This is a genomic window from Mycoplana sp. MJR14 (assembly GCF_029210525.1).
GTDB lineage: Bacteria > Pseudomonadota > Alphaproteobacteria > Rhizobiales > Rhizobiaceae > Mycoplana.
Window position 1 is genome coordinate 353,234 of the sequence record NZ_JARGEO010000005.1, and the last position, 13,601, is coordinate 366,834.

General features: G+C 66.1%; 13 protein-coding genes. 8 read left to right on the top strand and 5 right to left on the bottom strand.

Annotation, left to right across the window (positions count from 1 at the left end):
- Positions 1-66: 66 nt before the first annotated feature.
- The 4 genes from P0086_RS14930 to P0086_RS14945 all read left to right on the top strand — a co-directional run bounded on the left by P0086_RS14930 (position 67) and on the right by P0086_RS14945 (position 3,543).
- A complete protein-coding gene (locus P0086_RS14930) occupies positions 67-1,155 on the top strand; it encodes a GTP-binding protein (protein WP_275786866.1) in 1,089 nt (362 codons plus the stop codon).
- Positions 1,155-2,144, top strand: a complete 990-nt coding sequence (locus P0086_RS14935; RefSeq protein ID WP_275786869.1) for a WD40 repeat domain-containing protein — start codon at positions 1,155-1,157, stop codon at positions 2,142-2,144. Before P0086_RS14930 ends, P0086_RS14935 begins: the two co-directional genes overlap by 1 nt.
- 96 nt (positions 2,145-2,240) lie before the next feature.
- On the top strand, positions 2,241-3,071 hold the full coding sequence (gene cysE / locus P0086_RS14940) for a serine O-acetyltransferase (protein ID WP_275786872.1): 831 nt from the start codon (positions 2,241-2,243) through the stop codon (positions 3,069-3,071).
- Between the two features lie 73 nt (positions 3,072-3,144).
- Positions 3,145-3,543 carry a VOC family protein gene (locus P0086_RS14945; protein ID WP_112593608.1) on the top strand — a complete coding sequence of 133 codons (399 nt, stop codon included), beginning with the start codon at positions 3,145-3,147 and terminating at the stop codon, positions 3,541-3,543.
- 19 nt (positions 3,544-3,562) lie between these two features.
- Here the strand turns inward: P0086_RS14945 and P0086_RS14950 are convergent, their stop codons facing one another.
- The 3 genes from P0086_RS14950 to P0086_RS14960 all read right to left on the bottom strand — a co-directional run bounded on the left by P0086_RS14950 (position 3,563) and on the right by P0086_RS14960 (position 6,093).
- The gene (locus P0086_RS14950) at positions 3,563-4,006 is read right to left on the bottom strand and encodes a glyoxalase superfamily protein (protein WP_112593607.1); all 444 of its coding nucleotides are present in this window, start codon (positions 4,004-4,006) and stop codon (positions 3,563-3,565) included.
- 196 nt (positions 4,007-4,202) lie between these two features.
- Positions 4,203-5,240, bottom strand: coding sequence for a serine hydrolase (locus P0086_RS14955; protein WP_275786876.1), 1,038 nt, complete (start codon positions 5,238-5,240; stop codon positions 4,203-4,205).
- A gap of 160 nt (positions 5,241-5,400) precedes the next feature.
- Positions 5,401-6,093, bottom strand: coding sequence for an OmpW family protein (locus P0086_RS14960; protein WP_112613468.1), 693 nt, complete (start codon positions 6,091-6,093; stop codon positions 5,401-5,403).
- A 489-nt stretch (positions 6,094-6,582) separates the two neighbouring features.
- Between P0086_RS14960 and P0086_RS14965 the strand changes: the two genes are divergently transcribed.
- The gene (locus tag P0086_RS14965) at positions 6,583-8,448 is read left to right on the top strand and encodes a hypothetical protein (RefSeq protein ID WP_275786880.1); all 1,866 of its coding nucleotides are present in this window, start codon (positions 6,583-6,585) and stop codon (positions 8,446-8,448) included.
- Between the two features lie 77 nt (positions 8,449-8,525).
- On the opposite strand, the gene P0086_RS14970 is transcribed toward P0086_RS14965, so the two are convergent.
- Both P0086_RS14970 and odc2 read right to left on the bottom strand, forming a co-directional pair.
- Positions 8,526-9,116, bottom strand: coding sequence for an N-acetyltransferase (locus P0086_RS14970; RefSeq protein WP_112608644.1), 591 nt, complete (start codon positions 9,114-9,116; stop codon positions 8,526-8,528).
- 94 nt (positions 9,117-9,210) lie between these two features.
- Complete coding sequence (odc2, locus tag P0086_RS14975; RefSeq protein WP_112593602.1) at positions 9,211-10,344, bottom strand: ornithine/lysine decarboxylase; 1,134 nt, start codon at positions 10,342-10,344, stop codon at positions 9,211-9,213.
- Positions 10,345-10,890: 546 nt separating this feature from the next.
- On the opposite strand from odc2, the gene P0086_RS14980 reads away from it, so the two are divergent.
- From P0086_RS14980 to P0086_RS14990, 3 genes are all read left to right on the top strand, one after another.
- Complete coding sequence (locus tag P0086_RS14980; RefSeq protein ID WP_112593601.1) at positions 10,891-11,793, top strand: LysR family transcriptional regulator; 903 nt, start codon at positions 10,891-10,893, stop codon at positions 11,791-11,793.
- Positions 11,794-11,910: 117 nt separating this feature from the next.
- A complete protein-coding gene (locus P0086_RS14985; protein ID WP_112593600.1) occupies positions 11,911-12,552 on the top strand; it encodes a DUF1007 family protein in 642 nt (213 codons plus the stop codon).
- Positions 12,546-13,601: a nickel/cobalt transporter gene (locus tag P0086_RS14990; RefSeq protein WP_275786887.1), complete on the top strand. Its 1,056-nt coding sequence runs from the start codon at positions 12,546-12,548 to the stop codon at positions 13,599-13,601. Before P0086_RS14985 ends, P0086_RS14990 begins: the two co-directional genes overlap by 7 nt.

A 13,601-nucleotide genomic window follows, 5' to 3' on the forward strand; every position in this document is an offset into this window, starting at 1 on the left:
CGCCACGTATTGCGGCGACCGCACCCCGCGCCCTATATGAGGGCTGAAACTTTCAGGGATCCTGTCATGACCGACACCGCCACACAAAAGCCCGTTCCCGTCACCGTCCTCACCGGCTATCTCGGCGCCGGCAAGACGACGCTCCTGAACCGCATCCTGTCGGAGAACCACGGCCGGAAATATGCCGTCATCGTCAACGAGTTCGGCGAGATCGGCATCGACAACGACCTCATCGTCGAATCCGACGAGGAGATCTACGAGATGAACAACGGCTGCATCTGCTGCACCGTCCGCGGCGACCTGATCCGCGTCGTCGAGGGCCTGATGCGCCGTCCGGGGCGCTTCGACGCCATCATCGTCGAGACGACCGGCCTCGCAGACCCCGTCCCCGTCGCCCAGACCTTCTTCATGGACGACGACGTGCGCTCTAAGACCGAGCTCGACGCCGTCGTCGCCCTGGTCGACGCCAAGCACCTGCCGCTGCGGCTGAAGGACAGCCGCGAGGCCGAGGACCAGATCGCCTTTGCCGACGTCGTGCTCCTGAACAAGACCGACCTCGTCACGCCGGAAGAACTGGCGGTCGTCGAGGCGACCGTCCGCGCCATCAATCCGTCGGCGCGCATCTACCGCACCAGCCGTTCGGACATCGACCTGACCAAGGTGCTGGATCAGGGCGCGTTCAACCTCGAGCGTGCGCTGGAGAACGACCCGCACTTCCTCGACCACGACCATCCCGACCATGTCTGCGGCCCCGATTGCGACCACGATCACGGCCACCATCATGACCACGATCACGACCATGGTCACGATCATCACCACCACCACGACCACGGCCCCTCGCCGATCCACGACGTGACGGTTCAGTCGATCTCGCTGCGCGGCGGCGAGATGAATCCGGACCGCTTCTTCCCCTGGATCCAGAAGATCACCCAGACGGACGGCCCGAACATCCTGCGGCTGAAGGGCATCATCGCCTTTGCCGGCGACGACGAGCGCTATGTCGTCCAGGGCGTGCACATGATCGTCGAGGGCGACCACCAGCGCGCCTGGAAGGACGGCGAGAAGCGCGAGAGCCGCCTCGTCTTCATCGGCCGCGACCTCGACCGCGAGAAGATCGAGCGGACGTTCAAGGCCTGCGAGGCACAAGCCAACTGATGCCCACCGTCGCCCCCCTCGATCTTGACGGCCATGTCGTCGCCACGGCCTTCCTCGGCGACATCCCCTTCTTTGCCTCTGCCATCGGCGCAATCCACCGGCTCGAACATGGCCACAAGGTGACCGAGGCCAATGACGGGCTGCTTGCCTGCGTCCGCGACGAGGCGAGCGACACACTCGTCACCGGCGGCGAGGACGGCAAGGTGTTCCGTATCGCCGCCGACGGTACGGCCACCCTTCTGGCGGAAGTACCGCGCAAGTGGATCTCGGTCGTTGCCGCCGGCCCGCAGGGCACCGTCGCCTTCGCCGAGGGCCGGACGACGCGTGTGCGCCTTGCCGATGGCACGATCAAGGAATTTGCCGAAAGCCGCACCGTCGAGGGCGTCGCCTTCGCGCCGAAGGGCCTGCGCATCGCCGTCGCCCGCTACAACGGCGCCTCGCTGCACTGGGTGGCGATGGCCGGCCAGCCGGTCGATCTGGAATGGAAGGGCGCCCATACCGGCGTCACCTTCTCGCCCGACGGCCGCTTCCTCGTCACCAGCATGCAGGAGAACGCCCTGCACGGCTGGAAGCTCGACAGCAAGCCGGGCGGCGACACCCGCCACATGCGCATGACCGGCTATCCGGCCAAGGTGAAGTCGCTGTCCTGGTCGGCCAAGGGCAAGTGGCTCGCCTCCTCCGGCGCGCCGGCGGCGATCGTCTGGCCGTTTGCCTCCAAGGACGGCCCGATGGGCAAGGCACCGCTGGAGCTCGGCACCCGCGGCGACGTGATGGTGACCGCGGTCGCCTGCCATCCGGCGGAAGACGTCGTCGCGATCGGCTATTCGGACGGCATGGTGCTCGCGGCCCGCTTCTCCGACAACCGCGAGGTCATGCTGCGCCGGCCCGGCAAGGGCACAATCTCCTCGCTCGCCTGGAGCGGCAGCGGCAAGCTGCTTGCCTTCGCCAGCGAAGCGGGAGACTGTGGCGTGATCGACATCGCCGGCTGAAGGCGGGCAACGCAATCCCGGCCCGAATTCCCGGCAGGGTGCCATGATGGAAACCGCCCGCCGGACGAAGGCAGAAGGGTAGACCAGGGAGGCCGCATGCAAGGCAAGCTGCAGGGCAAGCCGACGGTCGTCGCACGGGGCACAACCGGCCTCGTCGGCACGGAGGGGCCCGTCTGGGCCGTGATAGGCGCCGAAGCCGCGGCATTGGCGGAGCGCGAGCCGATGCTGCGCCCGCTTGTCCAGCCGGTCCTGGTGTCCGCGTCCGGCCTGCAGATGCTGGCGCGGGTCCTGGCAGCGCGGCTGTCCGGCGGTGGTGTCGACCGCACCACGCTGGAACAACTGATGACGGGCACAGCGGATGACGAGTTGCTGCGCGCCACAGAAGCCGATATCGCAGCCGTCGTCACCCGCGACCCCGCCTGCCCCGGCCCGTGCCACGTCCTGCTCAATCTCAAGGGCTTCCAGGCGCTGCAGACCTACCGCTTCGCCCATCGTCTCTGGCAGGACGGCCGGCAGGAAGGCGCGCGCTTTCTCGCAAGCCAGGCCGCCGTCGCCTTTGACGTCGACATCCACCCGGCAGCCCGCATCGGCTCCGGCGTCATGCTCGACCACGGCTCCGGCATCGTCATCGGCGAGACCGCCGTCGTCGAGGACGACGTCTCGATCCTGCAGGATGTCACCCTCGGCGGCACCGGCCGCGACGTCGGCGACCGCCATCCGAAGGTGCGCCGGGGCGTGATGATCGGCGCCGGTGCGAAGATCCTCGGCAATTTCGAGGTCGGCGCGTGCAGCAAGGTCGCAGCCGGCAGCGTCGTGCTGAAGCCGGTGGAGGACAGGACGACGGTGGCCGGCGTTCCGGCAACCGTCGTGCGCGTTCACGGCAGGGCGGAGGTGCCGGCCGAGGAGATGTCCCAGGACATTTCCTGACGGCCCGGGCAGCCCTTCGCGGACCTGTCGACCGGCAGAGGCTCGTCGAATTCGCAAAGCCAGGGAGGATGCCATGGTCGCCTCGGTCAAACCGTTCCTGATGTTCCAGGAAGGCAAGGCAGCGGAGGCGATGGACTTCTATGCCTCGCTCTTCCCCCATTGCGCCATCGACGAGATCGTTCGCTACGGCCCGGACGAGGCGGGGCCGGAGGGAACGGTCATGCTCGCCCGTTTCCACATCGGCGACCAGTCGATCCTCTGCATCGACAGTCCCGTCACCCACGCCTTCACCTTCACGCCGTCGCTGTCGCTCTTCGTCGAATGCGAATCCGAGGCACAGATCCGCGAGATCTACGCCGCCCTCTCGGAGGGCGGCGAGGAGCTGATGGCGCTCGCAGACCACGGCTTCTCGCGCGAATTCGCCTGGGTCAACGACCGCTTCGGCGTCTCCTGGCAGCTGAACCTGAAGTGAGGATCCGGGGGACCTGTCCCTACCACTCCAGCTCCAGGTGCGGCCGGCCGTCGGAGGTCTTCGCAGCCGTCCGGCCCGTCGCGTCGACCGTGCAGTTGACGCGCTGGCGGAAGGCGGAGAAGCTCTCGAAGGTGACGACGTCGACAGGCTCGTCGAAATGCAGCGTCAGCCGGTAGTGTCCCGGCTGCGCCGTCAGCGCCTGCACGCCCAGGACCTTCGCATCGAAGGGCTGGCCGAGATAGTGGCCGCGCACGCGCGAGCCGAGCAGCCACGGATCGAAGGGCGGCCGGTTTCCGACAGCGGCATGCAGCGTATTCCAGTCGCGATAGCCGTATTGCGCGGCAATGAGTTCGAGCGCGCGCGAATGGCCGATCGGCTGGCCTTCAGCCTCGAACCGCGCGCGCAAGCGTCTGGCCTGATCCTTCAGGCCTTCAAGGGAGGGAAGCGGCGTCGACAGACGCATGGGTTTCTCCAGTGTCTGCATGCGTCATTTCGGAGGGAGTCCGCATTGCCGCCGGTTCGCATGCCTTGCAAGCTGGAAAACTGATGCCTGAACGAGAGACTTCACCAAAGCTTGCGCTTGCGGACGGCAGGGGCTCTCACCCTTTCGCGATGACGTACACGCCGCGCCGGGGCCTGTCAAATGCCGCCTTCCCGCGTCAGCCCTCCGCCGTGCCGATGATCCTCGCCAGGAGCGCATGCAGGTCGTCGCGGTATCCGTTGCGCGCGGACGGTCCGCTTTCGTCCGAGGTCATCACCACCGTCAGCCCGAGGTCCGGCACGATGTAGAGCATCTGCCCGCCATAGCCCCAGGCGAAGTGGACGGTCCTGCCGCCGATCACCCGCTCGAACCAACCGTAGCCGTAGCCGTCGTTGGAGAAGCGGGAGTTCGTGCGCGACTGCCAGGACTGGCGGATCCAGCCTTCCGGGACCAGTTGCTCGCCCCCGGGCGTCCGCCCGCCGTTGCGATAGAGTTCGCCGAAGGCCAGGAGCGAGCGGGCGCTCATCGCCATCTGGTTGCCGCCGAGATAGATGCCCTGCGGATCGCGCTCCCAGGCGCCGATGCGGAAGCCTTCGAGCGGCCCCAGCCAGTCGCGCGCCAGCGCCAGCGTCGACGTGCCGCCGACCTTCGTCAGGATCGCCGAGAGCAGATGCGTCGAGGCGGTGGAATAGAGCATCGGCCCGCCCGGCTCGGCGACGAACGGCGCCGCAAGCGCCGTCCGTACCCAGTTCCGGCTCGAGACCCAGCGGCCGTAGTTGGCTCCGGACATCCGCTCCAGCCCTGCCTGCATCGAAAGGAGATGGCCGATCGTGACCCGCGCCAGCCGCGGATCGGGATCGGCCGGCAGATCGGACTGGAGGATCGGCGCGATCGGCTGGTCGACGCCGTCCAGCAGCCCCTTGTCGATGGCGATCCCCACCAGAGCCGAGACGATGCTCTTCGAGGCCGACTTGATGTTGGTGCTTTCGCTCGCCGCATGGCCGCGATAGCCGCGCTCGGCGACGACGGAGCCGTTGCGGGCGACGATGACGGTCCGGAGCGGCGTGAGCGCCGAGGCCTCGTCGAGGACGCGCGTCAGCTCGGCCGCGTCATCGGCAGCCGGCGGCGCCGGAGGCGGCGGCGTCTGCGCCCGGACGGCGAGCGGTGCGGCAGAAAGCGCGAAGGAAAGGGTGAGCAGGAGAGACCGTCTGTTCATGACGGCATGAGGTAGGGCGCGGCTTCGCCGAAATCGTGGCCATCCGGCGCCATCACGCGCATTTGAAACGCGGGTGATGGCCGGCGCGACCCCGTCTGCGCGCCGGCCCGCGGCCGCATCGCGACCGCGGCTCTTCCGTGCCCCTGCCGGAAGAGCGTCCTCAGAAGCGGTAGGTGATGCCCGTGCCGATCAGCCAGGGGTCGAGCTTGGCTTTGCCCGACAGCGGGGCGCCGTCGAGATTGACCTTCCATTCCGGCTCGAGGAACAGCTTCTTGACGTCGAAGTTCACGCCCCAGTGCTCGTCGACCATGTAGTCGAAGCCGACCTGCAGGGCCGCGCCGAACTCGTTCTTGACGTCGAGGTCGGAGAAGGCGCCCTTGCCGGACTGGTTGTAGAACAGCGTGTAGTTCACGCCCGCGCCCACATAGGGCTTGAACGCGCCGAAATCGGTGAAGTGGTATTGCAGCGTCAGCGTCGGCGGCAGAAGCCAGGTCTTGCCGACTTTGCCGAGCGCATCGATCGAGCCGGCGGCGTCGATATTGGCATAGGTCGTGCCCAGGATCAGTTCGGCGGCGATGTTGTCGGTGAAGTAGTAGGAGATGTCGAGCTCCGGAACGACGGTGTCGCTGTAGGAGAGATCGGAACCGTCGATGCCGTTCACATGGCCGGAATCGCGGGTGATGACGCCGAGCGCCCGCAAACGGATCTGCCAGGGGCCAAGGGCCTCCACATCCGCCGCTTCCGCCGCCGCGGCCGCCGGCGGCGTCAGGTCCGCCGCCGCGGCAGCCTGCCCGATCGCCGCAAGTGCGATGGCCGCAACAAGGCTCAAGGGGCGGGTCAGGGTGTTCGACATCTCTTCTCTCCTTCGTCGATCAACGACAGCGACACGAGGCGCTGCACCGCGGCCACTATCGTCCGCAGCAACGAGAAGGGGTTGAGATGAATCAATACTTTAGCGCCGGTCCTCCCGACCCCGCCGCAATGGCCATGACCGTGGCCGAAATGTTACGCCCCTGCCCGGCCCGCAGCCGTTCGGACGGAAGAGGCATGCCGCAACCGAAAGGGGTACTTAGCAGGGATAAGTTGACTTTGATTTTCAAGAGACGGATCATATTTGCGCGTTTCGAGGGAGGCTGCCATGGCAATAGCATTTGCGGTGCCTTTCAAAGTTCCATTGCTTGTATTCGGTCTGATCCTGGTCGGCGCGCTGGTCGCAAGCGGGAGCGTGCAGGCCCAGAGCCCGTGCAATCCAAGCATCAGCCAGTGCACCTAAGCGACAATGGCCACCGTCCCGGCACAGGATCAGGTCGCTGGTTTTCTCAGCGAGCAGAGTTCCTTTGCGTTGTCGCTCGCAATCGGCGCGATCGTGATCGCGCTCTATGCGAGAAAGCGCATCGAGGAATTCACGCGGCCGCCGAAGGGCGAGGAATTTGACTTCACCAAGATGCTGACGATGGGCGACATCGTCGGGCGCTCGATCTTCAATCGCTCCTTCGTGCTCTACCTGATCTTCCTGGAGTTCCTCTATCTCTTCATGTGCACGGCCAAGCCCGTCGTGCTGCTCATCGCCAACGATCCGACCGGCGCGCAGGCACCCTTCCAGGGCATGGCATGGCCGTTCGGCGCCGCCCTGATCGTGGTCGGCCTCCTGCCGTCGGTGCCGATGGTCGCCCAGATCGAGGCGATGCTGCGCGGCCTTGCCCAGCGCGTCGCCAGCATCCCCGGCGAGTTCTACGCTCGCGTGCAGCGCCTGACGCGCAATGACATCGAGACGCTGGTCGCGGATGCGCCGGAATACCGGCGGGACATGCGCAAGTTCTGGCGCATCCGCAATCTGCTGCTCAGCCTGGGGTTCAACGAGGAGCTTTCGACGCAGATGGGCCGCAACTGCATCGCGCTGCGGCTTTTTGCGGCGCTGACGATCCGCGGCGAACGCCTCTGGTCGAAGGAGGAATACGAAAAGTACCGGGAGATCATCCAGGTTCTGCGGCCGAAATCCGACATGCTCGAAAACGAGATCAACACGCTCGTCGCCACCACGCTCAAGTCGCAGCAGGTCAAGGAGATCCTGGCGAAATCGAACATCGAGGACCCCGCGCAGGATCTTTCGAGAGAGGCCGGAGAGAAGCTGAACCGCGATGCGGAAGCGCTGTTCCGCGCCCTCAACGATTCGCTCGACGAGAAGGACATGAAGGCCGCCAGGACCTACGAGGAACTGGTGAAGCGCTGGTCGCTCCTGGCCAGCGAATGCGAGACCGGCGCCAAGCGCCTTTCCGCCCTCTTCGCCATTCTCGCCCGCAACGACCGGGAGACGGCCTTGACGATGAAGCGGGGCGCCGTGCCGGGGGCCTATCCGATGGCGCAGAAGCCGGACGCCGTGCTGGCGAACCTGTTCCGGCTGGTCAACGACAGCGTCCCCACCTATCCCTGGAGCAATGCGGCGCTGCTGGCGATCGCCATCGGCTTCGTCGGCTGCGTCGTCCCGCTCTGCATCTACCTCTACGTCACCGAAGTCCTGACCCAGGCCGCAAAGCCGGAGATCGACTGGGGCCAGGCGCTTGCCCGGACCGATGCGACGACGATCATAAAGAGCGGGCTCATCACCGCGCTGACGGTGGGCGCCATGTTTGCCCTGACGAGCCTGATCGCCCTGTTCCTGCGCTCGCTGCGGATCGAGGAGGAAAACTGGGAGCGGTTCACCAGCATCTGGAAGTTCCCGATCGCCAACTATCCGGCCATCGTCTGGTGGGGCAGCCTCGCGGCCTTCATGCCGCTGCTGATATCGTTCATCATCTACTATTACATCGGTCCCGGCGTGAAGGACCTCGACAAGATGACGCCCGAGATAATCGCCAGCGACATGTTCTTCCGCTACACGCTCGGCTTCGTCGCGGTCGCCTACGGCATCAGCACCTGCGTCATCGCCGATTTCATCGACGAGGGCCGGACGGAAAGCGCCCGCTACATCGTCTATCCGCTGCTCTTCATCCTCACGGTCGAGGTCCTGTGCCTGCTGGTCAACCCGAGCTATGCCGAGCAGCCCCGCGCCTTCTGGCACAATTTCGTGGCCGTCGCCTGCTACAGCCTGGTGGCGCTGAAGGTGTTCCAGCGGAGCTTCAGCGAGATCGTCGCGCGGTCCGGCAACAGCGAGCCGCGCGTCACGGCCGCACAGGAAGCATCGCTCGTCTATGGCGGGCCGATGATCTGATCGCAAACCGCAGGCGGAGCAGGCAGGCCCGCTCCGCCAGGCGCGGGTTGCCGAGCACGGCCCTGCCGGCCGGGCGGTCAGGCCGCCTTCGGAAGCTCGCCCCGACCCAGCCGGCGGCCGGCGGCGACGAGCATGCCGGCAGCACCGTCCAGCCAGCCTTCCTTCAGCTCCAGCGCCAGGAAACGGTGACGTTCGAACGGCCCCGGCATGACGAGATGGGCGGCCTTTGCGGCAAAGAAGCCGAAGCGCTCGTAATAGGGCGCATCGCCGACGAGCAGCACGGCGCCATGGCCGCGCTGGGCCGCCTCGGTGATGGCCGCCCGCATCAGCGCCGAACCGACGCCCTTGCCCTCGTGGGACGGGTCGACGGCGAGCGGGCCGAGCAGCAGCGCCGGCACCGCGTTGCCGGAAGCGTCAACCCCGGCCTCGACGTCCCAAAGCCGCACCGTGCCGATCACGTGGCCGTCGCCGTCGCGGGCGACCAGCGCCAGACCCTCGGCCGGCAGGCGGCCACGGCGCAGCTTTTCGGAGGACTTGCGGAAGCGTCCCTCGCCCATGGCGCGGTCGAGCAGGCGCTCGCGGGCCAGGACGTCGCCGGCATTTTCCCGGTCGATTGCGAATGCGGATTGCGCGAAGAACGCGCGGACAGAACCAAGAACAGTGGCCATCCCGGCCTCCCGAACTTCAAATTGCCGCCACCAGCGGACATCGGAATTCATTGTGGGTGGCGCTCCCGCTGCCGCGGGAGCTGCCTCGACCGGTTCAGATCACGTAGGCCTTGAGCGGCTCGAAGCCGTTGAAGGCGACGGCCGAGTAGGTAGTCGTGTAGGCGCCGGTTCCCTCGATCAGCACCTCATCGCCGATCGAAAGGGTGATCGGCAGCGGGTACATGTTCTTCTCGTAGAGCACGTCGGCCGAATCGCAGGTCGGGCCGGCGATGACGCAGGGCTCCATCGCATCGCCGTCGCGCGCGGTGCGGATCGGGTAGCGGATCGCCTCGTCCATCGTCTCGGCGAGACCGCCGAACTTGCCGATGTCGAGGAACACCCAGCGGTGCGCGTCGTTGTCCGACTTCTTCGAGACGAGGACGACCTCGGCCTTGATCACGCCGGCGTTGCCGACCATGCCGCGGCCCGGCTCGATGATCGTCTCCGGGATGTGGTTGCCGAAGTGCTTCTTCAGCGCGCCGAAGATCGCCTGGCCGTAGGCCTCGGCCGCCGGCACGTCCTTCAGGTACTTCGTCGGGAAGCCGCCGCCCATGTTGACCATCTTCAGCTCGATGCCCTGCTTGGCGAGCTGGACGAACACGCGCTTGGCATCGGCGAGCGCCGAATCCCAGGCATCGACCTTGGTCATCTGCGAGCCGACATGGAACGAGACGCCGTAGGAGACGAGACCGAGCTGGTGGGCGTAGACGAGCACGTCGACGGCCATCTGCGGCACGCAGCCGAACTTGCGCGACAGCGGCCACTCGGCGCCCTCGCCGTCCGTCAGCACGCGGCAGAAGACGCGCGCGCCGGGGGCGGCACGGGAGATCTTCTCCACTTCCTCGTGGCAATCGACGGCAAAGAGGCTGATGCCGAGCGCGTGGGCGCGGGCGATGTCGCGCTCCTTCTTGATCGTGTTGCCGAACGAGATGCGGTTCGCCGTCGCGCCGGCATCGAGCGCCATCTCGATTTCGGCGACGGACGCGCAATCGAAGTTGGAGCCCATGCTGGCGAGAAGCCGCAGGATTTCCGGCGCCGGGTTGGCCTTGACGGCGTAGTAGATGGCGCTGTCGGGCAGCGCGTGACGGAACGCCTTGAAGTTGTCGCGCACGACATCGAGGTCGACCACGAGGCACGGGCCGTCGGGACGTCGGGTGTTCAGGAAGTCGATAATGCGTGCAGTCGCCATTTCAGTAGTCCCCATGATCCAGCGCTCCGGAAAAACCGGAGGACAAAGGGCATACGCGACCATGCGATGGAACCAGCCGGTGGAGACCCCGGAACCAAGCATGCGCGATATGCGCGAACGGTGAACCTGAGCCCGCCTAGGCTCGGATTCGGCTTTGTCTGCCATGGATTGGAGGGGATGATCCCAACCGCACTTCCGGCAATGAAGGTGTGCCTCTTCAGTAACCCCGGCTGATGGAAAGCCGGCAGACACCAGAAAGGCCCGCACCGTCGTTGCTTCAAGATGTCCTCGCATTTCCCGGTTGGCCGGAATAGCGACTGGAGCGGTTAGTTCCAGGTACCTTACCGATGACCTCACCTTAGGGATTGCTCCCAGTTCGAGGGTCGGCGGACACCCACAGGCACGTGCGACTTTGGGCAAGGGCGGAGATAAGAAGATTCCCTGTCGCAATCAAGAGTTTTTTGGCCCCGCTATTGAAAATTTTCCGGCAGCCCACGACATTCCGGTTCCCGTCGCCGATACGGCACCGCAGCAAGGACTGATTGCATGGATACGCTGACCCGCATTCGCGCCTATATCGACGTGGTGGATGCGGAGGGGTTTTCGGCGGCATCCCGCAAAGTCGGCAAGTCCAAGGCACTCCTGTCGAAATATGTGCGCGAGCTGGAAGACGAACTCGGCGCGCTGCTTTTGAACCGCACCACCCGCCAGTTTTCCATGACGGAAGCGGGGCACACCTACTACCGCACGGCCTCCGAGATCCTCAAGGAGATCGACAACCTCGCCGATCTCGTCCGCGAGAACAACGCCGACCTGAAGGGCAAGCTGAAGATCTCCGCGCCGCGCACCTTCGTGGATGCCGAGATCGGCCAGTCGCTGATCGATTTCGGGCGCGAGCATCCCGAGCTGTCGCTGGAGATCGTGTCCGACGACCGCTTCGTCGATCTCGTCGAGGAAGGCTTCGACGTCGCGATCCGCATCACCAGGCTCGAGGATTCCACCCTGATCGCCCGCAAGCTCGGCGATTTCTACCTGAAGATCTGCGCAGCCCCCGAATTCCTCGAGAAGACCGGCCCGATCACCCACCCCTCCGAGCTCTCCCGCCTTCCCTGCGTGATCGACACCAACGGCAAGTCGCACAGCAACTGGCGCTTCATCGACGCCAAGGGCACGAGCTTCAGCGTGCCCGTCAGCGGGCATATCGAGGTCAACAGCCCGACCTCTGCGGTGCGCGCCGCCCAGAGCGGCCTCGGCATTGCGCAGGTGCCCGAATTCATCGCCCGCAGCCGCCTCGAGTCGGGCGCCGTCGTTTCCATCCTCGACGACTACCTGCCTGCCGATCGCGGCATCTACGCCATCTATCCGCACCGCCGCTATCTGCCGGCGAAGGTGCGGACCTTCGTGGATTTCCTGCACAACTGGTTCAGGAAGAACAGCGACGGCGCGTGACGGCGCCCGCAACCATCGGGCGCGACAATTCGCGCCCGGCCGAAGTCCCAATTCCGGCCCAATTGCGATACATTCGGTAGCGAATCCTGAAAGCCGGACGAGAGGTCAACCTCGCGCATGAAGCACGCCCCCCTCCTCATTGCAGGTGCCGCCTGGTTGCTGCCGGCCGTGGCCATGGCCCACCCGCACATCTTCGCCGAGGCACGGCTCGAAGTCGTTGCCGGCGACGACGGCACGGTGTCGGAACTGCGCAACGTCTGGCGCTTCGACGAGATGTTCTCCTCCAGCGTCGTGCTCGACTTCGACAAGAACTCCAACCTCAAGCTCGACCCGGACGAACTGGCCGAGGTGGGGCAGACCGTGCTCGAGTCGCTGGAGGAGTTCCACTACTACACGACCATCACCGAGGACGGGAAGGACGTGAAGGTCGGCAAGCCGGACGCGATCAACGTCGATTTCAAGGACGGCCAGCTCCTGATGTTCTTCACCGTCAAGCCCGGGCAGACGATGCCGTTGAAGGGCAGGATGACCTTCGGCGTCTACGACCCGACGATGTATGCCTCGATGGACTTCCCGACGGACGACAACATGGTGGTGATCGGCGAGAAGTTCTCCGCCTGCAAGCATCAGGTGGTGCGGCCGGACCCCGACGAGGTGCTGGCGCAGAACGAGGGCACGCTGACCGACGCCTTCTGGAACGACCCGACCGGCACCGACATGTCGAAGCTCTTCGCAACGCGGCTGGAAGTGACATGCTGAACGACCGGGCCGCAATCCGCCTTTCGCTCGCAACCCTGCTCCTTGCCGTTTCCGTTTTCGGAACGGCCCACGCCCAGTCGCCGCTCGGAATCGGCAGCGCCGAACCGGGCTTCAGCACCTCCGGCATCTTCGGCAGCCTGTTTTCCTGGATCAACGCCCACCAGCAGGCGTTCTACCATATGCTGACCGGCGCGCTGAAGAACATGCGCGAGAATCCCTGGGCCGCCTCCACCCTCGTCGGCCTGTCCTTTGCCTACGGCGTCCTGCACGCCGCAGGACCGGGCCACGGCAAGGCCGTGATATCGTCCTACATGCTGGCCAACGAGATCGAGCTGAAACGGGGCGTGCTGTTGTCCTTCCTGTCCTCGCTCCTGCAGGGGGTCGTCGCCATCCTGATCGTCGGCGGCGCCTATCTCGTCCTGCGCGGAACGGCGATTTCGATGACGGACGCGACCCGGGCGCTGGAGACGGCGAGCTATGCCCTGATCGCGGCCTTCGGCGCCTGGCTGCTCTATCGCAAGCTCTGGCGCTCCCGCCGGCTCAGCCCGACCGAAGCCTATGCCATGACCCTGCCGGATGCAGCCGGCCACGGCCATGGCCACGCGTTCACCGCCCGGGAGGCGCACGGGAACGGCCACCACGGCCACCCCCACACCCATGCGCCGGGCGAGATCTGCGCCACCTGCGGCCACGCGCATGCGCCGGATCCCGAACTTCTGAAGGGCGACCGGTTCGCGCTCCGCGAAGCCTGGTCGGCGGTCGTCGCCGTCGGGCTGCGCCCGTGCTCGGGTGCGCTGATCGTGCTCTCCTTCGCGCTCCTGAACGGGCTCTATCTCGGCGGCCTGCTTTCCGTCGTCGCCATGTCGATCGGCACCGCCATCACAGTCTCGGTGCTCGCCACGCTCGCGGTCACCGCAAAGGGCGTGGCCATGCGCCTTGCCGGCGGCGACAGCGCCGCCCTTCGCGTCGGCAACGCGATCGAGATCCTGGGGGCGCTGCTGGTGATGGTGCTCGGGCTCGTGCTGCTCGGCGCCGCGCTGCAGGGCTGA

Bases quoted from the DNA above. Each gene is read 5' to 3' on its own strand.
- P0086_RS14985 (WP_112593600.1), top strand. From the start codon at position 11,911: ATGAAGCACGCCCCCCTCCTCATTGCAGGTGCCGCCTGGTTGCTGCCG.
- P0086_RS14950 (WP_112593607.1), bottom strand. From the start codon at position 4,006: ATGCGTCTGTCGACGCCGCTTCCCTCCCTTGAAGGCCTGAAGGATCAG.
- P0086_RS14930 (WP_275786866.1), top strand. From the start codon at position 67: ATGACCGACACCGCCACACAAAAGCCCGTTCCCGTCACCGTCCTCACC.
- P0086_RS14990 (WP_275786887.1), top strand. From the start codon at position 12,546: ATGCTGAACGACCGGGCCGCAATCCGCCTTTCGCTCGCAACCCTGCTC.
- P0086_RS14960 (WP_112613468.1), bottom strand. From the start codon at position 6,093: ATGTCGAACACCCTGACCCGCCCCTTGAGCCTTGTTGCGGCCATCGCA.
- odc2 (WP_112593602.1), bottom strand. From the start codon at position 10,344: ATGGCGACTGCACGCATTATCGACTTCCTGAACACCCGACGTCCCGAC.
- P0086_RS14955 (WP_275786876.1), bottom strand. From the start codon at position 5,240: ATGAACAGACGGTCTCTCCTGCTCACCCTTTCCTTCGCGCTTTCTGCC.
- P0086_RS14970 (WP_112608644.1), bottom strand. From the start codon at position 9,116: ATGGCCACTGTTCTTGGTTCTGTCCGCGCGTTCTTCGCGCAATCCGCA.
- P0086_RS14935 (WP_275786869.1), top strand. From the start codon at position 1,155: ATGCCCACCGTCGCCCCCCTCGATCTTGACGGCCATGTCGTCGCCACG.
- P0086_RS14945 (WP_112593608.1), top strand. From the start codon at position 3,145: ATGGTCGCCTCGGTCAAACCGTTCCTGATGTTCCAGGAAGGCAAGGCA.
- P0086_RS14980 (WP_112593601.1), top strand. From the start codon at position 10,891: ATGGATACGCTGACCCGCATTCGCGCCTATATCGACGTGGTGGATGCG.
- cysE (WP_275786872.1), top strand. From the start codon at position 2,241: ATGCAAGGCAAGCTGCAGGGCAAGCCGACGGTCGTCGCACGGGGCACA.